The sequence below is a fragment of the Ruegeria sp. BC1 genome (assembly GCF_056539305.1).
The window spans coordinates 111,586-136,550 of sequence record NZ_JBQFUT010000009.1 but is presented as its reverse complement, the minus strand read 5'-3'; the positions used below and the strand labels follow the sequence as shown (position 1 = coordinate 136,550).

Below are 24,965 nucleotides of genomic sequence, written 5' to 3'. Positions count from 1 at the left end.
CCACAGAAAGCCCCACATTAACACATTTTCGAGAAATTATCTTTAACCTCCTGTCAGAGGTCTCTGATCCAGAACTGCAACGGCTTCAGCGTTTCACTCTCCTCGCCAATATCCTTCCACGAGAATTTCGCGACCACCCCGACCAGCGGCTCGTATCCCCGCGCACGCCAGAACGCATCCATCGGGCGGAAATTGTCGGGGCGCATTGGGTGATCCAGCGGGCGCTGCACGCCGCAGAAGGCGCATTTGGAAAAGCCGAGACTACGGGCATGGGCTTCGCGCAGGTTAAAGAATTTATGACCTACGCCCTGCCCCCGGTACCCAGGTAGCAGGACGGATTCGGCGCAGTAGAAGATTTGCGACAGGTCCAACCCTGTGCCCTCAAAGGCCGCTGCAAAATCGTCTGCGTGATCGGTCAGAGGCGCTCCGGTCGAGGCACCAACAAGACGTCCGCCATCAAAGGCCCCAACCACGATCGCCTTGTAGCTGTCGCGATAGGATTGCAGGTATTTCCGCTCATATTCCAGATCGCCGTCATAGAGGTACGGCCAGGCCCGGAACACTTCAATCCGCAAACGCGCGACATCGTCCAGCTCGCCCTCCAGCGCCGCTCCGGTCAGGGGGCGGACGGCGGTGACCTCAGCCATTTGAAACCTGTTTGGTCCAGTCTGCGAGGTTGTAGAAGGTGGTGACGCGGGTGATTTTTCCGTCTTTCAAATCAAAGAAGGAACCGGCGGGCAGACGGTAGGTCTGGCCGTGGGCTTCGGGCAGGCCTTCGTCGGTTTTCAGATAGGTTCCGTTGACAATGAATTCGGCGGCGGCGCGGGTGCCGCCCTCGGCTTCGAACATCACGATGTCGGTCAGGTTCTCGCGATAGCAGCGGTTCATATGGGCGCAGAAGGCGGCGAATTTCTCTTTGCCAACGCGAATCTGACCCTCGTTAACATGATGGGCCACATCATCCGACAAGCAGGACAGCATACCGTCCACATCCCCGGCGTTGAAAGCATCGAAATAGGTTTTTACGGTCTGATTCATGTTCATGGTCACTCTGTTGGCTCGCCCCAGCGATCCTTCAGATGCTTGACGATCTGATCGCGGGTCTGTCGGTAATGAGTTAGCTTATCCTGTCGGGTTTCGCCTAACCCAGTAGGGTCCATTATCGGCCAATAATCGACATCCAGATGATAAATCCGGGTCAGCTCCAGCGCCAGCCTCTGACTGGCGGGCGACAAGGCCACGATCAAATCGAACGAACTGAGGTCGTCGCCCCATTCCTGCATCTCTTCAAACGACCGCGAGCGGTGGCGCGACAGCTCAACCCCGATTTCCTGACAGACGGCAATGCAAAAGCCGTCAATCTCAAGGTCATTGTGGACACCGGCGGACTGGACATAAGTGCCAGTGCCATAAAACTTCTTCATGATGCCTTCGGCCATCGGAGACCGGACCGAGTTGTGGTCGCAACAAAACAGGACCGACTGCGGCAGAGGCGTCACTCGTCAGCCCCCGAAATGCAGCACGCAAATCAGCGTGAACAGGCGGCGCGCAGTGTCGGTATCGATATCCGCCTTTCCCTCCAACCGTTCCTGCAACACCCGACTGCCTTCGTTGTGGATGCCACGCCGGGCCATGTCGATGGTTTCGATCCGACTGGGCGGCAGCGACTTTACTGCGTCGAAGTAGCTTTCGCAGATCTGGAAATAGTCTTTGACGACCTGCCGGAACGGGCCCAGAGACAGGTGAAACTCGGCCGCCTTCTCTTCGGCCTCGGTGGCGATTTCAAAAACCAAGCGTTTATCGCGGATCGATAGCTGTAAGTGATACGGCCCATCCGGCGCAACGCGACCGTCCCGCGGCGGCAGGGTAAAGCTGTTGTCTTCCAGCAGATCATAGATGGCGACCTTGCGCTCCTGCTCGATCTCCGGGGTCGGCGGTGGCAGGTTTCGGTCGTCCAGTTCGATATGCGAAATGCGAGTCATCTTTTTCGGTCACAGTCGTTCAGGTCAGGACAGACCTATAACAACGCATTTCAATGGGCAACGCACAGAAACGACGGATCCTGTGCGCCTTCGCGTAAAATCAGCCGTTCAACCGATCCAGACGCGCCGTTACCGACAGCCCGTGCGCCTCAAGGCTTTCGGACATGGCCAGTTTTTCAGCGGCCGGACCAATGGCCCGCAACGCCTGGGGGGTCATCTGGCTGATTGTGGTGCGCTTGAGAAACTCCATAACGCTAAGCCCGGAAGAGAACCTCGCAGACCGCGCTGTAGGCAGCACGTGATTGGGACCGCCGACATAATCGCCAATGGCTTCGGGTGTGTATTGCCCCAGAAAGATCGCACCTGCATGGACTGTCTTGTGGCTGAGAGTCGCGGGATCGGCCACGCATAGCTCAAGATGTTCAGGAGCGACACGGTTCGACAGAGCAGCGGCTTCGTCCAGATCGCGCACAGTGATCACAGCTCCGAAATCCCGCCAACTAGCCCCGGCAATTGCGCTGCGCTGCAGGGTTTCCAGACGCTTGTCGACAGCTTGAGACACCGCCCGCCCGAACGCCGCGTCATCGGTGATCAGGATCGATTGTGCGCTTTCGTCATGCTCCGCCTGGCTGAGCAGGTCGAGCGCGATCCAATCGGGGTCATTGTCCTTGTCGGCGATTACCAGAATTTCCGAAGGACCAGCGATCATGTCGATCCCAACCTTACCAAACACCCGACGTTTCGCCGCAGCAACGAAAGCGTTGCCTGGACCCGTGATCTTGTCCACCGGGGCGATGGTTTCAGTTCCGTACGCCAGCGCGGCAATCGCCTGCGCACCACCGACACGATAGATGGTATCCACCCCTGCCAGTTTTGCGGACAACAGGACCAACGGGTTCACCTGCCCATCGGGTGTCGGCACGGCGATGGCCAACCGTTCGACCCCGGCGACCTTGGCTGGGATGGCATTCATCAGCACCGAAGATGGATAAGACGCGATCCCGCCCGGCACATATAGACCCGCCGCCGAAACCGCAGACCAGCGCCAACCCAATGTGGCCCCGGCCTCATCGGTCCATTCATGATCCTCGGGCATCTGTTTTTCGTGGTAAGCCCTGATGCGATCCGCGGCCAGTTCCAGCGCGGCGCGGTCGTCTTCCGCGACCTGTTCAATTGCCGCCTCGATCTCATCCGGCGAAAACGCCAGCGTTTCCGGTGTTAGCTCGAGCCGGTCAAGTTTCGCGGTCAACTCGATCAAGGCAGCATCGCCGCGCGCGCGTACGTCGCCGATAATCTGGGCCACGACCGCATCCACATCCGGACTGTCCTCGCGCTTGGCTGACAAAAGGGTCTGAAAGGCAGTCTCAAATTCTGGCGATGCGGTATCTAGGAAAACGGGCATGATCTGGCACTCCGGGGCGTTTATTGGGACATATCGCTGGGATGGGTTGGCCTCAACCCTCAGTCTTTGGCGTGCAGCGATTTGCGCATCGCCAAACAAGACAGACCCTGCCGGTCGGAACACTGCCCAGTCGCTAGCCACCCGTGCTTGCGGTAAAACGCCTGCGCCGTTTTGGTCGCCTCAAGCCGCGCCTCGGTGTACCCCGCGTCGATCATTTCCTGCTCCAACCGGTGCAACACCGCCGCGCCGATACCATTACCGGTATGATCCGGGTCGATATACAGCAGCGTCACCTCATCATCGCGCACCGCGCCCACAGCAGCCACCTGGCCCGCATATTCGGCCAGCCAGAGCTGTGAACCGGCGTTGATCCACCCCAGAATCGTTTGCGGGTCTTTGTTTGCGGTCCATTCAGCAATGGCTTGGGGATCGTCCTGATGGTCCGCGCGGCACAGCATGGTTATCGAGCGGACCAGAACGCGGCTCAGGTCGAACACATCAAATACGGTTGCGCGACGGACTGTTACACCCGTCTGAGGTTGCGAAAACACCTGAGAGATACCACGCTTGTTTCGCATTTATTCCGGGTGTTTCGGTGCCTGCCCCGAAGGTGCCAGATACGGTCGGGTGACATCCTTGAGCGTGGCATCCAGTGCCTCGACCTTCAGCCGGATCGCACCGTCACCGGCCAATGTCAGCACGATCTGCCCGGCACCATCCTCGCCCGCGTCGAAATCGACCGACAGCAAAGACAGGATCATATCCTTCTCGCCGCGATCAATCCCCTGGCTGGCCACGGACAAAACCGAATCGAACACCAGAACCGACTGGACACGTTCAAACGGGCGCTCGCGACGTGCGGCGGCGTCTTTGTCCTCCCAACGAAACCGATTCAGCAACAACCCAAAGCGACGCTGCGACGGGCGCCAGGTCATTTCCGTCACCGGAAAAACGGCGTCTTGCGTCAAGGTCGAGATCACCTGCAGGTCATCGCCATCCTCGGCACCCAGATTTAGCGGGGCCTCACGCCCGTCATCGAAACTTGCGTCAGTCATTGGCCCTTGATCCGTTCGATTTTGGCACCCACGCCTTCCAGCTTGCGCACCACATGTTCATAGCCGCGATCCAGATGATAGACCCGGCTCACCATAGTTTCCCCTTCGGCTGCCATGCCAGCAAGGATCAGCGACACCGAAGCCCGCAAATCCGTTGCCATCACCGGCGCACCTTTCAGGCGTTCGACTCCGGTCACGGTGGCAGTACCGCCGTGAACCTCAATGTTTGCGCCCATGCGCACCAGTTCGGGAGCGTGCATGAAACGATTCTCGAAAATGCGTTCTTCCAGAACCGAAGTCCCTTCGGCTGTGCACATCAACGCCATCATCTGCGCCTGCAAATCCGTTGGAAATCCAGGGAACGGTTCGGTCACCACGTCAACTGCCCTTACGCGACCATTCTTACGGGCAACCTTCAGACCGTTGTCTGTTTCCTCGACCAAAATGCCTGCCGCGTCCAGTTTTTCCGCAAAGGACTCGACCAGAGACATCCTTCCGCCCAGCAGTTCGGCCTCACCACCACAGATCGCGGGGGCTAGCATATAGGTGCCCAGCTCGATCCGGTCGGTGACGACCTGATGCGTCGCCCCGTGCAGACGATCAACGCCCTGAATCTCTATGGTCGATGTTCCCTCGCCCGAGATTTGCGCCCCCATCTTGCGCAGGCACTCGACCAGATCGACAATCTCGGGCTCGCGCGCAGCGTTCTTCAGGACGGTGGTTCCTTTGGCCAGCGTCGCGGCCATAACAATGTTTTCAGTCGCGCCAACCGAGGCGAAACGCATTTCATGAACAGCGCCTTTCAAACCACCCTGCGCCTTGGCGTGCAGATAACCGTCTTTCAATTCGATCTCCGCGCCCAGCGCCTCAAGCCCTTCGACATGAAGGTCCATCGGACGGGCACCAATCGCACAGCCGCCGGGCAGCGACACCACCGCCTGCCCCATCCGCGCCAGCATCGGACCAAGTACCAAATTCGAGGCGCGCATCTTGCGCACAATCTCGTAATCCGCCGTATGACTGGTCAGGTCGTGGCTGGACATCGCCAGCACCTGACCATCCTGCAACGACGACACTTCGGCACCCAGTGATTGCAGCAAAGCAGTCATGGTCTTGATGTCGCTTAGGCGAGGCGCGTTGGTCAGCGTCAGCGGTTCTTCGCTCAGCAGGGTCGCGGGCATCAGCGTCAGACACGCGTTCTTGGCCCCCGCAATCGGTATCTGACCGTTCAGCGGCCCATTGCCCGTTACCAGAATCGAATCCATCTGCTCTTATCCCTCGTCCTTGCCGGCTTTGTCGTCCGATGCGGCCCGTGCCTTGGCTTGCGCCTTGCGCCGCGCCATATTCGCCTTAAGCGCAGCCTTCAGCCGCTCTTCGCGCGCATCCCCGGCTCTGCCGTGTTTTTTGGGTGTGTCTTTGTCTGCCATGATCTTTCTCTACAGGAGGTGAAAAAAACCGTCCAGACACCCTTGCGCCCCGTTTCGTTTAAGTCTAATCACCCGCCCACAGCGCTGCTGTAGCTCAGAGGTAGAGCACTCCCTTGGTAAGGGAGAGGTCGAGAGTTCAATTCTCTCCAGCAGCACCATTTAATTTAAATTTTTCAATATCTTAACGCACTGCAGGCAGTGCGCAGTCATTTTCAGCTTTTGGCGGGCAGCACCGGGGCAGCACCAAGAATCCCACCGGAATAAAAATGAGATATCCCTTGCCGCTCCTCTTTGTTAGTACTCGTACTGCGCCAGGTACAGAAACTGATCCTTGAAAACGAGGAGAAGTACCAAGCACAAGACGCCTACCCCAAGCGAACGGAACAGCTTAACGATCTCTCGCCTTTCCGCAGGCTTCGCGCAGTCATACCCCGTCAACACCAAAAGGAAGTTTCTCAAGCCCGGCTCCTTCTTGTGAACGCTTAGAACAGCAAAGCATAACCTAGGATAGGCCTTCTTTCGCGTTTTCTGCTTCGATTTTTCTCATCGAGACTGGCTCCCGATTCCGAACGCCTTCGTGATTTCAACACTGTTGTGCTGTTTCAGCGCAATAAAAAAACCTACTAGACAACCAGTTAGTCAATAATTTCGTTGATCAGCCGTGTCTCGAGCAACTGACCGTTTCGGTAGAGCACCGGGTATGCGATGGAGGCGATATGGCTGTTGAACTCACGGAATGCCCGTAAGGTTTCCAGATGAATATCGCTGGTCTCAAAGCTTTCGGTTGTTCCGTGCTGCAAGCGGCGGAGGTGCCGCTTGCGGCTGTCCCGTTCCACTCGTTTGATCTCAGTTTTTTCAAGGCTGAGAAGACGTGCACTTTCCAGATCGTCTGAAATCAGCACATTCGATGCCAGCTTCATGTTGGCCAGAATACCCTCGTGCATCTGAACCAGTTCCGACCAGCCTTCCTGTGAAAAACTTGATCCATTTGCACGCATTTCGCTGGCCAATACTGTCAGGCGTTTGGCGACAACATCCCCTGCAGTTTCAAGCCGGATCGCAAATTCCATTAAATCGCGCGCTGTTTTTGCATCCTGTTTTTCATATAGCTCTGAGGGCATCGCAGCGACAAAGGCTCGAATATCCGACAGGCATCTGTTTACGTCCTCGTCGATAGCCTGAACCGAGCGGATCTGTTCTTTTTCTCCGCTCCGGTATAGTTCTAGGACAGGTCGGAACATGGTTTCGAGAAAGTCACTCATCCGTAGAAGTTCACGCTTGAGGCTCGGCATGGCTTGGCTCGGGTTAGCCACATTCTCCATGTCCAGTGCGCTGGTCGGGCGCGCAGGTCGGGATTCCTTTTCTTTCTTCTGGTCGGGCAAAAGCCTTTCGAATAAACCCTCCACGCGTCTGCAAAACGGAAGAGCAAGAACCAGAAGTGACAGGTTGAATGCAACATGTACGTTTACCAGCATTTGGCCCCCTTGCGGGTCGCCCAACAGCCCGGTCCGCAAGGCAAAGTTAGCCGCTAACAATGTCACCAGTGCCCAACTGCCCCGTAGCGCCAGATTGGCATAGGGTATACGCCGGGCGGTTATGGGCATCCCCCGTGTCAGCCAGACCGGAATGAAGGCTGAGCCGAAATTCGCGCCAAAGACCAATGACATACCGGCGGCAAATGGGATTGCGTTTATCTGCACAAGCGTCACGCACATAAGGATGGCCGCGACTGAAGAATGCATGACAAAGGCCAGCGCACCTCCGACAAGGAAGGCGGTAATATAGTCGCGGGCCAAATAGTCGGCTACGGCGGGTAGAAATGCGCTGTCGCGAATGGGGTCCATCGCTTCGCGCAGGAACCTGAGCGAGATCAGGATAAAGGCGACACCCATCAGGATACGCCCCAGCTGTCGGGCTTTTTTAGCCTCGGTCTTGACAAACAGATAGCCGCCAATGGCCAGCAGTAACGGTACAAGCCAGTCCAGCTTGAAGGAAAGAATTTGAATGATCAGTGCCGAGCCCAGATCGCCACCCAGCACAATGGCCAGACCAGCCGGAAAGCTCAGCAATCCGCTGGCAGCAAAACCCGAGCTTAACAGAGCTACCGCCGCCGAGCTTTGCAGCACCATCGCCATCACCACGCCCACCAGCGAAGCTTGCAGGTAACTGCGTTGTTGCGTCATCACCCGCTGGAACGACGCGCCGTAGCTGCGTTCTATCCCGGTACGCACCATGCGGACCGCGTACAGCAACAGCATGGTGGCCCCGGCCAGGCTGATCAGGAAGGTGACAATCGCCATACTTCACTCCGACTTCAATATAGGCTCAGTTCACCGCAGCTCTTGTGCGACAATCTGCAATTAGCTTTTACTTTTTTGACCACGGCGCCAGAAACGTCGGGTTCAATCAACTTCGCGATGAGCGTCCGCGCCGTGTCATCCGCGTCAGGCTTTGATCGGTTTGGAAGGTGCTCCTCCGCGCTAAAGTTTTGCAGGGCGTACGCGGACCGACCGATCAGACCTCGTTTTCAATCGCTGCAACTACAATATCGATTGCCCGGTCTAGTTCACCTTTCGAAATGGTCAGTGGCGGCGATAACGTAAGAACGCATCCCTGGCTGATCTTGTAGCTCAGCCCCGCTTCGAGACAGGCATAATAAATCCGTTCCGCGCGGGCATTTCCAGGTGTCTTGGTAACGCGGTCCTCGACAATCTCGATCCCAAACATAAGGCCACGGCCCCGGATGTCGCCAACGATGGGAACGTTTTGCAATGCACCCATAAGTCGGCTTATTGCGTGTTCGCCCAATTCCGACGCACGCTCGACTAATCCCTCATCCTCGATAATCTGCAGCGTGGTTAAAGCGGCGCGAGCGGTGACAGGGTTCTTTTCGTGCGTGTAGTGCCCGATGGCAAAATCGCCGCAAACATCCAGATTCTTGCGGGCGATACAGGCGGCGATGGGGAGGATACCTCCTCCCAGCGATTTGCCTATAGTGACAATATCGGGAACGATCTCGTCATGCTGGAACGAGAACATTTGTCCAGTCTTCCCCAGCCCGGTCGGAATCTCGTCCAGGATCAGCAACGCGCCATGGCGGTCGCAAATATCGCGCACCCGCTTCCAGAAACCTGGCGGCGGCACGATGGGCACAGCACGCATCGCCTCTGCCACTACGGCACAGATGTCGCCTTCGCGCTCTAGTACATAGTCGATCATGTTGGCACAGGCTTCTGCGCTGGCTTCAAGCGTTGTATGCCCATATGGGCAACGGGTGGGGTGGTATGGGGCCACATGCTCGGTTCCCGGCAATAATGGACCGGCAATATGGCTGCGGAATGTGGCCTCGCCGCCAACGCTGGCTGCGCCAAAACCGGCACCATGGAAGGCGTCCCAGAAGCTGAGCGTCTTGAAGCGGCCCGTTGCGGCGCGGGCGATCTTGAGAGCGACTTCATTGGCGTCCGAGCCGCCGGTGGTGAACAGCACCTTGCCCAAATCGCCGGGGGTGATGGCGACTAGTTTCTCGGCCAGTTCCACCGCTGGGTCATTGGTAAAGCGGCGCGGGGCAAAAGGCAGGTCATCCAACTGATCCTTGATCGCCTGCACCAACCGAGGATGGCCATAGCCGATGTGATGCACCGAGTTGCCATGGAAATCCATATAGCGGCGGCCATCCATGTCTTCGATCCAGATCCCTTCCGCTTTGGCAATCGTGCTTACGCAGGGGCTGGACAAGGATTGATGCAGGAACACATCCGCATCGCGTTTTAGCAGTGGCGATGACTTGGGTCCGACAGACTTCTTCAGCCAAGTAGAGCGGGCTTCCGAAGTATTCGATTCCCCTTCAGTATGAACAATCTGTGGCATATCCGTTCCTCGCTGTCGCTTCGTAAAAGATGCGGACCTCGAAAGGTCCGCCAGTAGGGGAGGAATTTTGAAGCCCCGCCCGCCAACGGGAAGGGCAGGAATATCAGCCGGGCCAGGGCAGTGAATAGGTTTTGACGTTGGTGAAGAACTTCATTGCTTCAATGACGCCTTCTTTGACGCCGTTGCCGCTGTCCTTGATGCCGCCAAACGGAGACATCTCGATACGATAGCCGGGCTGTTCCCAAATGTTGCAGGTGCCGACGTTCAACCCGTTGATATAGGAAATCGCGCGGTTCAGATCGTTGGTGCAGACGCCCGAAGACAGACCAAACTCGGTCGAGTTTGAAATCGCCATCACCTCTTCATCATTGTCGGGCACACGCACAATGGGGACGATCGGACCAAAGGTTTCCTCCATGACCAATTCACTGTCATGAGGTACCTTGTCGACCACGATGGGTGGCAGCAGCGCGCCCTGACGACCGGGGTGATAAAGGATTTCGGCGCCCTCTTTCTCGGCCTGAAGAACGCGGTTTTCAAAGACCTCTGCTGCCTTGTCATGGATCACGCAACCCAGTTCAGTTTCAGGATCCTGCGGATCGCCGAATTTGATCTTTTTGGCTTTCTCCAGAACCAGCGGCACAAACTTGTCCGCCACACTTTCCTGCACCAAAATGCGCTTGACCGCCGTACAGCGCTGGCCGGAGTTGCCGGTCGCGCCCGCAACCGCAATTGTTGCCGCCTTGTCCAGGTCCGCGTCGCTGAGATCATTCAGAATAATGAGGGGGTCGTTGCCGCCGAGTTCCAGCGCCTGTCGCTTATAGACACCCTTTTCGGCAATCATCTTGCCGACCGGTACACCGCCAGTGAAGGTAATGATGTCGATGTGATCATTGGTGATCATTTCATCACCGATGTCACTGGGCCAGCCGGTGACAACCTGGAACATCTCCGGTGGCAGCCCCGCTTCATAGAGAATGTCAGCTAAAGTCAGCGCTGTCAGCGGGGTCAGTTCCGTCGGTTTACAGACCATGCAGTTATTGGTCGCAATAGATGGAGCAATTTTATGGCTGACCATGTTCAGCGGATGGTTGAACGGCGTAATCGCACTGATCGCGTTTACAGGTTCTCGCGTCGTGAAAATCTTGCGGGCTTTGCCGTTGTGGGTCAGATCGCACGAAAATATCTCGCCGTCGTCTTTCAGCGCTTCGGCGGCGGCGAACTGATAGACGTCCTGCGCGCGTTTGGTTTCATAGATTGCGTGCTGATGGCAAATGCCAAGTTCCAGCGTCAGCCACTTAGCCAGATACTCACGCTTTTCTCCGATCAGTTCTCCCGCGCGCTGCAGGATCTGACTGCGTTCATACCGGGTAAGTTTCGGCTTGTAGTTCGCAGCAATCTCGAAAGCCTTGCGTGCATGTTCAGCGGTTCCGGCCGGGACCTGGCCCACCACCTCATTGGTGTAGGGATAGAGCACTGGAACGGTTTCGTCAGTGAAGACAACTTCACCACCGATGCGCATCCCTTCGTTTCGTATTTCGATGTTCGACATGGTTTGATCTTTCATGACTTACTGTGCCGCCGCTGTGGTTGCGTAAAAAAAGGCGTCGAAGTTGCGTAAAACCGGCTGGTTCGGCAGGTCGATGACACGGTTCACGATGAACGGAACCTCTTGTTCGGTCAAACCGCCATGGCTGCGCAGCGGTTCTTTCAGGGCCGCCAGATCGTGTCGGTGCTCGGATGTGCCAATGCAGATGTTCTCACCAGAAACCATCACAAGATCGCCAATCCGGTCGCCCGGCAGTTCGAATTGCTCAATGGCCTCGGCCTTGGTCAGCACATGGGTTATACCTTCGGTTGCCCTGAGTTTTACAATGATGTCGTTCTGATCTGCACCTTCGGGCAGATAGGCCGTTGCGAACGAACCCAACGCACCGTGATGCACCACGTACGGATCGGTAATCGGCAGGATGACGCGCGCTGCGTCCTTACCAAGCCATTCGTCCATCAAATCCTGTGCGTAGATGACGGCGGGCGACCCATCAGCCAGGTGCTTTGGCTTCATGCCATGATCGGCGGTCACAACGATGGCGGCACCCAGCTCGTCAAGTTCGCCCAAATAGCGGTCGAACATGGCGTAAAAATCAAGTGCTCCTTGCTGTTCAGGCGCAAACTTGTGCTGAATATAGTCGGTGGTGGACAGATACATCACGTCGGGCTTGAACTCTTTCAGCAGCTTGACGCCAGCGGCAAATACAAACTCAGACAATTCGGCTGAATAGACCTCAGGGACGTCCATGCCCAGCCAATTGCTTGCATTGTCGATCCCGTGTTCGGCTAAAGTCGTCTCGCCCGAGCGTTCCGAAGAAAAGGCAACGGCTCGACCTTCGTCAAATTTTAACCCAGCACCGAGCAAGGCGCGCAGCTTGTCCTTGGCGGTAACCATGGCGACGCGGAAACCAGCATCGTAGAATTGCGAGAAAATGGTCGGCGCGCGGAGGAACCGCACGTCGTTCATCATAACCTCTTCGCCACTGTCGGGGTCGATCAAATAGTTACCGCAGATACCATGCACGATAGGCGGCCGGCCGGTGGCAATCGACAGGTTGTTGGGGTTGGTGAAGGAGGGGATCACAGAATGGGCCAACCGGTCGGTACCGGTCTCGCGCATCTGCTTAAGGTTGGGCATCAGACCCTTGGCTATTGCGACTTCCAGGTATTCCGGCTCGCACCCATCAAGGCAGATGGCGATTGCGGGCACTTTTGGAGTCGGATAGACGCGTTCGTTTGCTTCAACAGGTGTTTGGATGGTCATCTTATTATGTTCCTTGATATTTAAGCTGCCAGTTTGGCGCGTTCTTCCAATGCCCGGAGGGGGGGTGCAGCGCTTGTGACACCCATCTCTTCGAGTGATTCTTTTGCTGCGTTTACAACTTTGCGCATGACGTGTTCGTCCATTTGACCGATACATCCGACGCGAAAACTGTCGACCACCGTCAGCTTGCCTGGGTAGATGATGAAACCCTTGGATTTCATAAGGGTGTAGAACTGATCGAATACGAAATTCTCGTCCGCCGGGCAGAAAAAGGTGACGATAATTGGGCTAAGCCAGCGATTGTCCAGCAAAGTCTCAAAGCCAAGCTCGCGCATTCCGGCGACCATGACATCGCGGTTGCGGGTGTACCGGCCGCCGCGACCCGGAACGCCCCCTTCGGCGGAGTGCGCCCTGAGTGCTTCGATGAAGGCCGCCACCACATGGGTCGGAGGGGTGAACCGCCACTGGCCGGTCTTGTTCATATGCGCCCATTGCGCATGAACATCCAGCGACAACGAATGGCTGTTGCCCTCAGCCGCCTCAAGTTCGGACTTGCGGGCGACGATGAAACCGAATCCTGGCACACCTTCGATACATTTGTTGGCCGAGGACACCATCGCCTCATACCTGACCTCGCTTGGTTTTAACTCGATCGCACCGAAAGCTGACATCGAGTCAATCAGAAGCTTACGCCCAGCGGCATAGGTCGCCTCGGAAATCTCTTCGACGGGGTTCAGAATGCCCGAGGAGGTTTCGCAATGGATCGCTACTACATGGGTAATCTCAGGATCTTTAGCCAGGATCTCAGCCACTTCGCTGCCCCGGGGGGGTAGGTAATCACCCTTGTCCAGCACCAAATGGTCGCGTCCCAGATACACCAGCGTTTGGGCCGAGCGCTGGCCATACGCTCCGTTCGCCAGCACCAGCGCTTTGCCATCGCGCGGAATGAAGGACGCAAGCATCGCTTCGACCGAAAACGAACCACTGCCCTGCATCGGGACGCAGTCAAAATCATCGGCGCCTTCACCCAATAGCGCCAGCAGGCTAGTCCGCACCTCTTGCGTCATGGCGCGAAAATCGTCATCCCAACTGCCCCAATCCTTTAGCATGGCTTCTTTTACGGCATAGGATGTCGTCAAAGGACCGGGTGTCAAAAGGTAAGGTTCACCGAGGCGCGGTTGTTCGATTTTGGGATTGGAAGGCGTCATAACCAAGCTCCAGAAAGGTATTTTCAAGAACACAATTGCAGCAAATGTTTCTATATGTGAAATTGCAAATATCAATCTAATTATAAGCACAGCCTATGATCTGAATTTGGAGTACTGCTATGCGGCACAGCCAGCTAAAAGCCTTTCATTTTGTAGCCAAGCATGGCGGGTTTTCGCGTGCTGCAGAGGCTCTTTTTCTGACGCAGCCGGCAATTTCGGAACAGGTGCGAAAGCTGGAACAGGATCATGATCTGTTGTTGTTCCAACGCGAGCGCAAACGTGTGACTTTGACACCCGACGGTGAGCAGCTTTACCGATACACGAAGCAATACTTCGAGATCGAAGGTCAGATCGAGGATTACCTATCCGAGACTAAAGCCGTGGTCGATGGAGAGTTGCGCATCATCGCCGACTCCGCGCACCACATGACAGCCTTTCTGGGGCCCTTTCAAAAGAAAAATCCGAATGTCACGATCACCGTACGCTCAGGAAATAGCGAAGAGATTCTGGAAGAGCTCAGGGCTTATAACGCAGAAATTGGTGTTGTGGGCAGCCTGTCTCCCGGCAAGGATATGGATGTCTTAAGTCTTGGCTCCACCGAGATCGTGGCCTTTGCCGCACAGGGTGTTCTTTTGGCGTCGAAGCCGACACTGTCCCTGGAAGAACTGTCAAATCTACCGTTAATTTTCCGCGAGACGGGATCAAAAACGCGTCAGAAACTTGAAGACGAGGCCAAAAAACAGGGGATAACGTTGAAACCCGCGATTGTAGCTGAGGGGCGCGAAGCGATACGGGAGCTTGTGGCCTCGGGCGCAGGTATCGGTTTTGTCTCGCAGGCGGAATATGGTCATGATGACCGTCTCCGGCAAATCAAACTTAAAGGCATCAATCTGCAGATGGGCGAGAGTATTATATCGCTGTCTCAGAGGCGCGAAGTGAAGATCATCCGCGCCTTCACAGAGTTTGCGCAACGTACCTTAGAAGAAAACCCCGCCAACGATTGATTGGCGGGGTTTAGTATCAGCAGGAGTGGCCGTCAGCGACTGCGCCAGGCCTGAGTGCGTTTTAATATCCCTTTAGACGCAATCAGGTGAATGATCCGGGCCGCAGCATTGGTGTAGAAGATCATCATGCCCATCGCCGCAGCTGGTGCAATATCCCCGGCATCATCCATGTTCAGCACTGCGATAGACGCGAGCGTCGTTTTAGGCGAGTAGAGGAATACGACCGCTGACACAGTCGTCATTGCATTGACGAACAGATAAATGGATATGTCCAAAACTGCTGGCAGGCAAACTGGAACCGTTACACGCGCAAACAGCTTCATCGTCGGCTGTTTGAGCGAGGCCGAAACTGACTCGAACTCGCGGTCCATTTGTTTCAGCGCGGTCACCGCCGTCAGGTGCGATACAGTGTAAAAATGCGTTACTGTACAGATCACCAGTATTGCCATGGTGCCGTAGATGCCGTTCAAGGGGTTTGAAGGGTTGTTGAAGAAGAAGATGTAGGACAGCCCCAGCACCATACCAGGAATTGCCATCGGCAACATCGCGAACATCTGAAAGATCGACCTTCCGGTGCGGAACCCTTGCGATTTTTCAACTAGATAGGCACCGAAGAACACAACGGTGGTGCCAATCACTGCGGTCAGCAAGGCCAACCGGATCGAATTGAAATACGATCCCCATCCACCGCCATCCATCTTGTCGAACTGATAATTCCGCAGGCTCAGGCTCAGGTCATAGGGCCAAAACTTGATCAGCGCCGCAAATTGGCACACCGCTAAAAGGCCGACGATGAACAGGCCGATCAGGCTGCAATAAATCAGGAACAGCCGGTCTGCTTTTGGGTTTGGGGTTGCCTGGTACGGCACCGACCGTGCGGACAGCAGCGCAACCTGTTTGGACTGAACCATACGGTCAATGGCAAAGGCCAGGATTGCCGGGATCACCAGAACCACTGACACAACCGCGCCCATCTCAAAGTTCTGCTGGCCGATAACCTGTTTGTAGATGTCCACCGCAAGCACGTTGAATTGGCCACCGATGACTTTGGGCAACCCAAAATCCGTAATCACCAGGTTGAACACCACAAAGGCGGCTGAAATCAGGCCATAGCGTGCACCCGGAACCGTGACCGTCCAGAACGTGCGCCATGGGGTTGACCGCAAACTTGCCGCAGCCTCGTACAGCCGCGCATCCGAGATTGCGAGCGCCGTTGAAATAATCAGGAAGGCGTGCGGGAAGGTGAAAAACACTGATCCGATCACAATGCCGATCGGTCCATAGATACTTGCACCGAACAACAGTTCCTTGATCATGCCCTGATTGCCAAACAGGTATACCAAAGCGATACCCGGCAAGAGCGAGGGGACAAGGATCGGTGCCATCGCGATCAGGCGAAAGACACCTTTGAACCGCATACAACTGCGATTGAGCGCATAGGCAAACCAAAAGGCCAGCGTAACTGTAACGATGGTACTGACAACTGATATCCAAAGCGAGTTCTTGATCGAATTAAACAGCGCAGGTGTCGAGAAGTAGCTTACAAAGTTGTCCAGGCCCCGAGATTGAACGGGCCGCAACTGAACCCGGCGGAAGGTGTTGGAATCAAGCTCGATCCAGTCGGTACCGTCCTGCAGAGTTGAGCCGACCAGAAAGCGCCCGGTGTCGCTTGTGTTGCGGATCTGGTACATGACCGGGCTGCGGAAACTGAAATCCGGGAACAAACCTGTCACAGGCAAGCGCCCGTCCGAACCGGTAACAAGATCGGTATCGGTGAATACCTCGGTCTGCCGGTTCAGCGCATCGCCTGTCAGAACCGTACCGTCGAAAATGCCTGCCTCGTCGCTGACCTGAAACTCGTATTGCGACAGCTCCACCCTATAAGTGGAAAACGACTTGGAGAGCATTGTGTAAAGCGGCAGCGCTAGAGTCACGATCAGGTAGAGCACGATGACCATCATGCTGCCACGCATCAGTAAATCGTCACGGCTGAGCTTGGGCTTGATATCCGGTCCGGGGGGCAAGGTGCCAGTATTTGTGGAAATCGTGCTCATGCCTCGGTCTCCGGAACATCAAACGCCATCAGACGGTTTTCAGGAAGCTCAATCACCATGCTGCGTCCCTCTTCCAGTTCAAGACGGCGCACAGCATTGATCGAGAAATCAGCAATCAGTTCTGATGATCCGAACCGCTCGTTGCTTAGACGGCAACGCCAGAACGAGCCTAGGAACTCCATCTCATCAAGAGTAACTTCGATGCAGTTCCGGTTGCCACCTGTATCCAGATACCCAGCTTCATGGGGAATTACATCTTCCGGCCTGATTGCCGCGACAACCGGAGTTCCATCGTTGAACTGATGGCCCAGGCAAGCAAAGGTCTTTTCACCCACACTCAACCGTCCGCCCTTTGTAACCTGAGACTGAATCTGATTCATTTCACCAATAAAATCGGCCACAAACAGGTTGGCCGGTTCCCGGTAGATTTCTGTGGGAGAACCCACCTGCTCAATGACACCGTGATTCATGACCACGATACGATCTGCCATGGCCAACGCCTCTTCCTGGTCGTGGGTCACCATCACGGTCGTCACGCCCAGCTTGCGTTGCAATTCCTTGATTTCGTGCCGCAAATGGACACGGACCTTGGCATCCAGCGCCGATAGAGGTTCGTCCAGCAGCAATAGTCCGGGCTTGGTCGCAATCGCGCGCGCCAGTGCAATCCTTTGCTGCTGCCCACCCGACAATTGCGCCGGGTATTTCTTACCCTGATCGGGAAGGCCAACGAGATGCAGCAACTCGTTCACACGGACCGCAATTTCAGACTTGCTGCGGCCCGAGTTTTCCAAGCCAAAAGCAATGTTCTTCTCAATCGTGAGGTTAGGAAATAGCGCATAGGACTGGAATACGATCCCGAAATCACGCTCGGACGGGGGTAGGTTGGACACGTCCATGCCGTCCTGCATGACCGTACCCTTGGTTTGCAGGTCCAAGCCTGCAATGGCACGCAGCAGAGTTGTTTTTCCACAGCCTGACGGGCCCAGAAAGCAGACAAACTCGCCTTCGTTGATTTCCAGCGAAATATCCTTGAGTGCAAGAAAGCTGCCGAAGGCTTTCCACAGGTTTTGGATACTGAGATACAGTTCACCGGGTGGCGTTTTCTGAAGCACGGGAGAGGTCCTCATATCTGCACCTCGGGCACGGCCGTACCTGGCCGGTCTGAACCGGGTGAGTAGGTTGTATTTTGGGGAACAAGAGTGTGGTGTGCAGGAGAGGCATGATCGCCCCTCCTGCTAATGGGACTACTTCGCTTCCGACTTTCCGTCATAGCGAGACTGCCATTCCTTCAGGATCGCCGCGCGATTGTTGGCGGCAAACTCAAAATCATTGTCAATCATGGCATCCAGAAGGCCCTCTGGGAAGTGCTCGACCGGCTTTGCGATGCCGGGATAGGCCACAACTGCATAACCGCTGTTGTACATCTCGTTGGCTTCCTTAGTGACCGTGAAATCAACCAGTTTTTGAGCAGCTTCCAGATTCCCTGTGCCGGCAACAATTGCGGTTGCCTCCATGTCCCAGCCGACGCCTTCGGACGGAACTATGATTTCAAGTGGGGCGCCGTCCGCTTTGGATTTGGCACCGCGGAAAGCAAACGAGATACCGATCGGGATTTCGCCCGCAGCCGCCAGTTTGCAGGGCTTCGAACCGGAATGGGTATATCGCGCGATGTTTTCGTGCAGCGCATCCATGTATTCCCAGCCGCCATCTTCACCAAACATCTGCAGCCAGCTAGAAACATCAAGGAAACCAGTACCAGATGAGTTCGGGTTTGGCATGATCACCTGATCCTTATACATCGGATCAGTAAGGTCCTTCCATGACGTTGGTGGCGTCAGCCCTGCCTTTTCGGCCTCGACAGTATTGTAGCAAACCGACGCAACCCAAGCATCCATGCCGACCCAGGCCGGAGGATTGTCACCGTCAACAAACTTAACATCAAGTTCTTCAACGCCAACCGGCGCGTAGGGTTCCAGCATGCCTTCCGACTTCAGCAGAAGCAGCGAAGTGGCCGCCAGCCCCCAGACGACGTCTGCTTGAGGGTTGTCCCGCTCCGCCAGCAATTTGGCGGTAATGATCCCGGTCGAGTCACGAACCCAGTTAATTTTGATATCAGGGTTGCTTTGGTTGAACGTCTCGGCATATCGAGCCAGGTCTTCGGCCTCGACTGCGGTATATACAGTCAATTCTGTCTCTGATGCCGCTGCCGTTGCAGTCAGTGCGCCGATCGCGAGAGCGGTTAGAAGTGATGTTGTATGTCTCATTGTCATCCTCTGTTGGTGATTACTCAGACAGGTTCGCCATTCTCGTGCGGCGTTATCATTCAGAATAGTAACGACAGTTTGACAGATAAAATCTTCAAGAAAAATCGATTATATCTTCAACATTATAAGTTTGCCCTATAGATAAGATCGCCGTTTGCCGTAGAGCAATTACGATAGATCTTGGTATCGCAGCGGCTGGTCTTCTACGTTTAAAATCGCGGCTTTGCATATACTTAGTACGACCAGGTCTTAACGCTTCCAGGGCGCACAATCGTTTGAGCGCAGGTGGATTCGGCATTTTTCATGCGGTGTTCCAGCATCTTGCGGGTCAGGTGAAGCAGCATTGGCGTGATTTCAGCTTGCATAGCGATAGACTCTGCTTCCCCACATACGTCCCCGTCAAAGAGTACTTGCGGCAGCCCTGCGCCAAACTCGACCAAGCGGTGTTCTCTTGTGCGCAAAATGCCCAGATTTGCCTGCCGCGAGGTCAGACTGAACTCAGCCATCCACGAAGTCGGCTTTACCGGATTGCCAAAATCGAACTCGGAAAAGCAGTTATCCGCCCCTTCCGTTTCCGGATCGCCCAAAATGCCAAGCGAACTTCGCCCGTTCATCGAAGAAGGGGGCCTTGAACCGACTCTTTCGAGAATGGTGACGGGTATATCGATGGACTCCGTGAACCCGGAATGCACTCGACCGTGCATATAAGGCCGCGCGGGATCGCGCACAATCAGGGGCACAAGATAGGCAACATCATGTAAGGCACCTTTTCCCCACAGCCCCTAGTCGCCCTACATCTCACCGTGATCTGCGGTAACGATCAGAACGGTATTGTTCCACTGGTCGGACGACATGAGCCAGTCTACCACGCGCCCAATATGATGATCGACTTCCGTTGCCAACGCCAGATAAAGTGCCCGCAGTTGGGCGATGGTTTCCGGATCATTCATCAGATCGGGGAAGCCAACAACCATGCTTGATATCGGTTGCTTATCCTGTGCAGGGGCAAGAAACGGGTGCCGGTGCCACAAGTGGAGTGTGCGGCCGTATAAAGGTTAGTGTCGCAAACCATCCCGGCTCAGCATCCTGCATTTTGGCTAGAAACTGATCCGACAGAAACGCCGTATCGCTTTGTTCGGCCGGATACAATGCCGGATCACCGACCTTCGGGCCATTGGGTCGGTAGGTGTCTGGGTAGCGGGGCAGCTCAATGCCCCGCTGCGATTTATGCGAAAGCCAGGCGCCAACATCTGATTCCATGCGCATTTTCACCGCCTCCTCAAAGCCGGGAAGTAGTTCCTCATCGCTTTGAAGCCTTGGGTCATCGGGGGGTAGAATCCTGGGGTCTCGGGTTGCGTCGGTATAGCCGAACAAACGTGGCTTGCACCCGCTCTGTCGCTTCGCACGCGCAAGGTTCGGGGTATCGTGCTGGAGCGGAGCGCCGTTTCGGACCGACCGGTGGTTGAAAGCATATTGCCCGGTGAACAGGGATGTCCGGCTTAATCCGCAAGGCACTGTGACGGCAAAGTGGCTGGCAAAACTGACGGCGTTTTCTTGAAGCCGTCGAAGGTTGGGTAGATGCGCTATCCTTCCGAGACCTTCCTGACCCAGAAGATCGAAGCGGAACTGTTCGATGACGATCAGCAAGACATTCGGGCGTGTTTCTGTGTTTACTGTCTGCGAATTTCCCCCTAATCCCTTCAACTTGCCATCGCCAATGCCACAATCCCGATCGCCACGATTGTCGCAGCCAGAAGCCTGTTGGATTTCGGCCCTTCGCCGAACCACATGACACCAATAATCGACGCAAAGATGACGGAACTCTCTCTGAGCGCGGACACCATGCCCAACGGCGCGATTGTCTTTGCATAAAGTACTAACCCATAGGCCAGGCCCGAGATGACACCGCCTGCGAGGCCTGCCCAGACATAGCGTCGAGACAGAGTCACCACGCGCCGCCACCGGGTTGTAAAGATGAAACCAGCCACAAAAATCTCGGCCACAAACAATGCCGCGATATACCCCAGCGTGTTCTCAGACAGCCGGATGCCAATACCGTCGACAAGTGAATAGGACGCAATCATCAGGCCGGTGCCAAAAGCAGCCGCGATGGCGATCCAGTTCGTGTGTTTGCCCAATCCGGCAAGGGACAGGCACCCAATACCCAAGGAGATACAGATAATGCCTATCCATGCCGCAGGCGGCAGAACTTCGCCCGCGAACAGGATCGCGCCCATCGCCACCAAAATCGGAGTCATCCCGCGTGAGATTGGATAGACCACCGACAGGTCACCATGTTTGTAGGCGGTGTTCAGAAACCAATAGTACCCCCAGTGGATCAGGGTTGAACCAATGATAAAAGGAATAGCCGCCCAGACCGGCAAGCCGGTGAATGGCAATACAAACATCGCTGGTATTGCATGGCCGAGCGAGACCAGCCCCAGAACGATGGCTTTGTCCGGCGCGCCTTTAACTACGGCATTCCATAGCGCGTGCAGAAAGGCTGCAGTCAAAACGATGAGAAGCGCGTGAATTGTCATACGAACCTGATATCCTGAGGTAATGTGTTGAACGCCAGCGGCGCCTCAAGGTTCGAACCTTGAGGCGTTTCTACGGGAGCGTTCGCATGCTGGGGTTTGTCCGAACCTTTGTTTGTACTTCTGCGACGGCGTGGCATTGGCCCCAAACCCACAGGCCAAGGCAACCTCGTTAAGCGTCAGATTGGTGAACCTGACGATTGCCTGGGCCTTTTCCAACCGCTCCTCCAGATAGTAAGCTTTTGGGGTAAGCCCTGTGTTTGCTACAAATTTCCTTTCAAATTGACGCACCTGAATCCCTACTTCTTCAGCAATGCTCTTGATCTGGAGGGGTTCTTCCAGATTATACCGAAACAGTTCTATAGCCGTGTCAACAACGATGTCGCCAGTAAAGCCATTGTCGACTCGGGCGATGTCGTGTGCGCCAGCGGGATCATGGCCGCTTCAACCGCGCCCAGAACCCGACCTGCCCTGAGTTGTGCGCGTGCCACGCGGCCGAGGATATTCTGCAGATCACGAGGAAGGACTGGTCCGCCGACCAGAAACAGATAGCCGCATCGCGCCGTGTGGTCATTGAAGCGGCTGGTGCTCAAGTTTACTCCGCATTCGCTCTGCACGTCAGTGCCTGCCAGCGACAGGACCGAGACTCTGAATTGTATGTCAGCGGCCAGCTGGTTCGCCGCCTTCAAATAGGCCAGCCCCACCGAGCGCTGATCCAAGGGCAGGCCGTCCCAGCACAAAAAGCCAATCTCTGTGGCATGACCCGTCTCGGGTTCGATGACCGAACAGTGTTTCATCCCGGGTCACGCCATCTTAGCTTCATCAGGCCTAACCGTCCGCTTTGGGCCGTTCGCTTTTTGCATCATAGGGGGTTCGAATATGCGCCGTTGCAGACAGTCGGCTTCCGGCCAGATCGATCTCGAACGCACCGTTGGCAATATAGTCCGCCGTCACGCGCTCGGGTGCATCCAACTGACACAGGGCAACTGACGCGCCCAAAGTGTGACCATAGGCGGCCGAGCGGACCTCACCGATTTCGACGCCGTCATACAGCACAGCCTCGCCGCCCCACAGCTGTGGTTCGCCGTCATCAAGAACAAGTTGAACAATGCGGGTTTTCAGGTGATCGGGGTCGGCTTTTGCGGCCAGCAGCGCCTCTTTTCCGATAAAGCCGCCGGGTTTGTCATAGTCCACGGCAAAGTTCAGACCAGCCTGGATCGGCGTGATGTCCGGTGTCAGCTCGCGGCTCCAGGCACGGAAGCCTTTCTCGATCCGCAGGCCTTCCAGCGCATAGTAGCCGGCGTCGATCATACCGAACGCGGCCCCTTCGCGCATCAGATCATCGTAGACGCCTGCCGAAAATTCGACTGGCACGATCAGTTCCCAGCCCAATTCGCCGACATAGGTCATGCGGTTGGCCAGAACCGTGGCATAGCCCAGATCGATTTCCTGAACGGTTGCAAATGGGAAGGCTGCGTTCGACAGGTCTGCTTTCGTCAGGTTCTTCAAAACATCGCGCGACTTTGGCCCCATCACCGACAGCACCGACCACGCAGCCGTGACATCCGTAAGGAAAACATGGGCATCTTCGCTGAAATTCTTGCGGATCCAATCTGCGTCGTGAACGGTTTGGGCCGACCCCGTGATCAGCATAAACTCCTGCGCTTTCAATCGCAGAACCGTCAGATCGGATTCATACCCCCCACGTTCATTCAGCAAGCCTGTGTACACTGTTTGACCCACGGGCACGTCAACATTTGCTGCGCAGATTCTGTTCAACTGGCTGCAAGCATCGCGTCCTTGCACCAGCAATTTCGAGAACGAGCTTTGGTCAAACAGCGTTACCGCTTCGCGCGTAGCCTTGTGTTCTTTACCAGCATTTTCATGCCAATTCTGACGACCGAAACTGTATTCAATCTCGGCCTTTTCACCGTCTTCGGCAAAATAGTTCACCCGCTCCCAGCCCATTTTCGACCCGAATACGGCGTTCTTTGCTGCCAGCCGGTCGTACAAGGCCGAGCGGCGGAATGGGCGAGCTGTGTCTAGTTCCCGGTTGGGCCAGGGCATCGCGTAGTGCAGGCCCAGCGTTTCCTTGACCCGGTCATGCAGCCAAGTCGGGTTGTTGTTGAAATTCGCAAACCGCCGGATATCTACTGCAAACAAGTCCGAGGTCGGAGCCCCTTCGACAATCCACTCAGCCAGCGCCCGCCCGGCGCCGCCAGCGCTGGCGATGCCCATGCTGTTGAAGCCAGCGCCGACAAAGAAATTCTTCAGCTCGGGTGCTTCACCTAATAGATAATTGTTGTCGGGCGTAAAGCTTTCAGGTCCGTTATAGAATTGACGTACGCCTGTCTCGGCCATGCTAGGCACTCGGATAAGTGCATTTTCCATGAGAATTTCAAACTGGTCCCAGTCATCCTCCAGAAGCTGAAAGAAGAAGTTGTCTGGTATGCCGTCCATACCCCAAGGTTTGGCGTCCGGCTCAAAGCCGCCCATTACCAGACCGCCTGTCTCTTCCTTGAAATAGATATAGCCATCTGGGTCGCGCAGAACGGGCAGGTCGGGCGTCACACCTTCGATCTGCTCGGTCACGATATAGTAGTGTTCGGCAGAGTGCAGAGGCACATGGACGCCGCACATCTTGCCCAGTTGCCGGGCCCACTGTCCGCCGCAGTTCACCACGATCTCGGCGTTGATCGTACCCTGACCGGTAATCACGCCGGTGACCGTTCCATCTTTGGTCAGAATGTCAGTGACCTTGATCCCTTCGATCACTCTCGCGCCACCCACGCGCGCGCCCTTGGCCAGAGATTGGGTCAGATCAGTCGGGTTGGCCTTACCGTCACCGGGCATCCACAGCCCGCCTTTGACGTCGTCCACCTGCATCACCGGCCATTTGTCCTGCGCCTCCTGCGGGGTGATGACCTGAACCTCGACCCCCTGCGCCCGGGCAGCAGCAGCGGTGCGCATCAGCATGGTCATTCTGTCCTCAGTCCGTGCCACTGTGACCGAGCCGCATTCCATCCAGCCGGTGGCAAGCCCGGTCTCGGCCTCAAGTTGTGAATACAGCTCGGTCGAATAGCGGATCAGGTTTGTCATTGCAGGCTGGCTACGCAGCTGACCGACCAGACCCGCGGCGTGCCATGTGGTGCCGCAGCTCAGCTGCCCCTGTTCCAGCAGAACGACGTCACGGTGCCCCATCTTCGTTAGGTGATATGCAACCGAGCAGCCAACGATTCCGCCCCCCACGATGACATATTGCGCGCTTTGCGGAAGTTGGGTGTCGGCCATTGCCTTGCTCCGTACAAAAGGAATCGGGTTTGCGCCCACCTTATCTACGCTTTGCAAAA

25 protein-coding genes and 1 tRNA gene are annotated in these 24,965 nt (G+C 55.9%); 2 read left to right on the top strand and 24 right to left on the bottom strand.

The window, feature by feature from the left end; genetic code table 11:
• Nucleotides 1-53 precede the first annotated feature (53 nt).
• From ACR0IY_RS18180 to ACR0IY_RS18140, 9 genes are all read right to left on the bottom strand, one after another.
• Nucleotides 54-647, bottom strand: a complete 594-nt coding sequence (locus ACR0IY_RS18180; RefSeq protein WP_480675797.1) for a GNAT family N-acetyltransferase — start codon at nt 645-647, stop codon at nt 54-56.
• The gene (locus tag ACR0IY_RS18175; RefSeq protein WP_480675795.1) at nt 640-1,038 is read right to left on the bottom strand and encodes a ketosteroid isomerase-related protein; all 399 of its coding nucleotides are present in this window, start codon (nt 1,036-1,038) and stop codon (nt 640-642) included. The genes ACR0IY_RS18180 and ACR0IY_RS18175 overlap by 8 nt, the downstream gene beginning before the upstream one ends.
• Nucleotides 1,039-1,046: 8 nt before the next feature.
• On the bottom strand, nt 1,047-1,499 hold the full coding sequence (locus ACR0IY_RS18170; RefSeq protein ID WP_480675793.1) for an arsenate-mycothiol transferase ArsC: 453 nt from the start codon (nt 1,497-1,499) through the stop codon (nt 1,047-1,049).
• Between the two features lie 3 nt (nt 1,500-1,502).
• Complete coding sequence (locus tag ACR0IY_RS18165; RefSeq protein ID WP_480675791.1) at nt 1,503-1,982, bottom strand: UPF0262 family protein; 480 nt, start codon at nt 1,980-1,982, stop codon at nt 1,503-1,505.
• 100 nt (nt 1,983-2,082) lie between these two features.
• Entirely contained in the window at nt 2,083-3,384 is a 1,302-nt protein-coding gene (hisD, locus tag ACR0IY_RS18160; protein WP_480675789.1) for a histidinol dehydrogenase, read from the bottom strand.
• Nucleotides 3,385-3,443: 59 nt separating this feature from the next.
• Nucleotides 3,444-3,962: a GNAT family N-acetyltransferase gene (locus ACR0IY_RS18155; protein WP_480675788.1), complete on the bottom strand. Its 519-nt coding sequence runs from the start codon at nt 3,960-3,962 to the stop codon at nt 3,444-3,446.
• Complete coding sequence (locus tag ACR0IY_RS18150) at nt 3,963-4,439, bottom strand: DUF2948 family protein (protein WP_480675786.1); 477 nt, start codon at nt 4,437-4,439, stop codon at nt 3,963-3,965. It abuts the gene before it with no gap.
• On the bottom strand, nt 4,436-5,704 hold the full coding sequence (gene murA, locus ACR0IY_RS18145) for a UDP-N-acetylglucosamine 1-carboxyvinyltransferase (protein ID WP_480675784.1): 1,269 nt from the start codon (nt 5,702-5,704) through the stop codon (nt 4,436-4,438). Before murA ends, ACR0IY_RS18150 begins: the two co-directional genes overlap by 4 nt.
• Nucleotides 5,705-5,710: 6 nt before the next feature.
• Nucleotides 5,711-5,866 (bottom strand): hypothetical protein, encoded by a 156-nt coding sequence (locus ACR0IY_RS18140; RefSeq protein ID WP_480675782.1) that lies wholly within the window; start codon nt 5,864-5,866, stop codon nt 5,711-5,713.
• A gap of 83 nt (nt 5,867-5,949) precedes the next feature.
• Between ACR0IY_RS18140 and ACR0IY_RS18135 the strand changes: the two genes are divergently transcribed.
• A tRNA-Thr gene (locus ACR0IY_RS18135) sits at nt 5,950-6,024 on the top strand.
• A 477-nt stretch (nt 6,025-6,501) separates the two neighbouring features.
• On the opposite strand, the gene ACR0IY_RS18130 is transcribed toward ACR0IY_RS18135, so the two are convergent.
• The 5 genes from ACR0IY_RS18130 to ACR0IY_RS18110 all read right to left on the bottom strand — a co-directional run bounded on the left by ACR0IY_RS18130 (nt 6,502) and on the right by ACR0IY_RS18110 (nt 13,756).
• Nucleotides 6,502-8,166 carry a Na/Pi cotransporter family protein gene (locus tag ACR0IY_RS18130; RefSeq protein WP_480675780.1) on the bottom strand — a complete coding sequence of 555 codons (1,665 nt, stop codon included), beginning with the start codon at nt 8,164-8,166 and terminating at the stop codon, nt 6,502-6,504.
• Between the two features lie 214 nt (nt 8,167-8,380).
• Nucleotides 8,381-9,733, bottom strand: coding sequence for a (R)-1-hydroxy-2-aminoethylphosphonate ammonia-lyase (pbfA, locus tag ACR0IY_RS18125; RefSeq protein WP_480675778.1), 1,353 nt, complete (start codon nt 9,731-9,733; stop codon nt 8,381-8,383).
• Between the two features lie 103 nt (nt 9,734-9,836).
• Entirely contained in the window at nt 9,837-11,300 is a 1,464-nt protein-coding gene (gene phnY / locus ACR0IY_RS18120; protein ID WP_480675776.1) for a phosphonoacetaldehyde dehydrogenase, read from the bottom strand.
• A 3-nt stretch (nt 11,301-11,303) separates the two neighbouring features.
• Nucleotides 11,304-12,548: a phosphonoacetate hydrolase gene (gene phnA / locus ACR0IY_RS18115; protein WP_480675774.1), complete on the bottom strand. Its 1,245-nt coding sequence runs from the start codon at nt 12,546-12,548 to the stop codon at nt 11,304-11,306.
• A 20-nt stretch (nt 12,549-12,568) separates the two neighbouring features.
• Nucleotides 12,569-13,756: a 2-aminoethylphosphonate--pyruvate transaminase gene (locus ACR0IY_RS18110; protein WP_480675772.1), complete on the bottom strand. Its 1,188-nt coding sequence runs from the start codon at nt 13,754-13,756 to the stop codon at nt 12,569-12,571.
• Nucleotides 13,757-13,875: 119 nt separating this feature from the next.
• Between ACR0IY_RS18110 and ACR0IY_RS18105 the strand changes: the two genes are divergently transcribed.
• Nucleotides 13,876-14,760, top strand: a complete 885-nt coding sequence (locus tag ACR0IY_RS18105; RefSeq protein WP_480675770.1) for a LysR substrate-binding domain-containing protein — start codon at nt 13,876-13,878, stop codon at nt 14,758-14,760.
• Nucleotides 14,761-14,792: 32 nt separating this feature from the next.
• On the opposite strand, the gene ACR0IY_RS18100 is transcribed toward ACR0IY_RS18105, so the two are convergent.
• The 10 genes from ACR0IY_RS18100 to ACR0IY_RS18055 form a co-directional block, all read right to left on the bottom strand.
• Nucleotides 14,793-16,814: a putative 2-aminoethylphosphonate ABC transporter permease subunit gene (locus ACR0IY_RS18100; protein ID WP_480675768.1), complete on the bottom strand. Its 2,022-nt coding sequence runs from the start codon at nt 16,812-16,814 to the stop codon at nt 14,793-14,795.
• A complete protein-coding gene (locus ACR0IY_RS18095) occupies nt 16,811-17,941 on the bottom strand; it encodes a putative 2-aminoethylphosphonate ABC transporter ATP-binding protein (RefSeq protein WP_480675766.1) in 1,131 nt (376 codons plus the stop codon). Before ACR0IY_RS18095 ends, ACR0IY_RS18100 begins: the two co-directional genes overlap by 4 nt.
• A 117-nt stretch (nt 17,942-18,058) precedes the next feature.
• Nucleotides 18,059-19,078, bottom strand: a complete 1,020-nt coding sequence (locus ACR0IY_RS18090; RefSeq protein ID WP_480675764.1) for a putative 2-aminoethylphosphonate ABC transporter substrate-binding protein — start codon at nt 19,076-19,078, stop codon at nt 18,059-18,061.
• A 233-nt stretch (nt 19,079-19,311) separates the two neighbouring features.
• On the bottom strand, nt 19,312-19,818 hold the full coding sequence (locus tag ACR0IY_RS18085; protein WP_480675762.1) for a hypothetical protein: 507 nt from the start codon (nt 19,816-19,818) through the stop codon (nt 19,312-19,314).
• 51 nt (nt 19,819-19,869) lie between these two features.
• On the bottom strand, nt 19,870-20,109 hold the full coding sequence (locus ACR0IY_RS18080; protein ID WP_480675760.1) for a sulfatase-like hydrolase/transferase: 240 nt from the start codon (nt 20,107-20,109) through the stop codon (nt 19,870-19,872).
• A complete protein-coding gene (locus ACR0IY_RS18075; RefSeq protein WP_480675902.1) occupies nt 20,069-20,689 on the bottom strand; it encodes a sulfatase-like hydrolase/transferase in 621 nt (206 codons plus the stop codon). The genes ACR0IY_RS18080 and ACR0IY_RS18075 overlap by 41 nt, the downstream gene beginning before the upstream one ends.
• An 89-nt stretch (nt 20,690-20,778) precedes the next feature.
• Nucleotides 20,779-21,618 carry an EamA family transporter gene (locus ACR0IY_RS18070; protein WP_480675758.1) on the bottom strand — a complete coding sequence of 280 codons (840 nt, stop codon included), beginning with the start codon at nt 21,616-21,618 and terminating at the stop codon, nt 20,779-20,781.
• 45 nt (nt 21,619-21,663) lie between these two features.
• Nucleotides 21,664-21,930, bottom strand: a complete 267-nt coding sequence (locus ACR0IY_RS18065) for a helix-turn-helix domain-containing protein (protein WP_480675900.1) — start codon at nt 21,928-21,930, stop codon at nt 21,664-21,666.
• 44 nt (nt 21,931-21,974) lie between these two features.
• Nucleotides 21,975-22,412 carry a type 1 glutamine amidotransferase family protein gene (locus tag ACR0IY_RS18060; RefSeq protein ID WP_480675756.1) on the bottom strand — a complete coding sequence of 146 codons (438 nt, stop codon included), beginning with the start codon at nt 22,410-22,412 and terminating at the stop codon, nt 21,975-21,977.
• A 31-nt stretch (nt 22,413-22,443) separates the two neighbouring features.
• On the bottom strand, nt 22,444-24,906 hold the full coding sequence (locus ACR0IY_RS18055) for a GcvT family protein (RefSeq protein WP_480675754.1): 2,463 nt from the start codon (nt 24,904-24,906) through the stop codon (nt 22,444-22,446).
• Between the last annotated feature and the right edge of the window lie 59 nt (nt 24,907-24,965).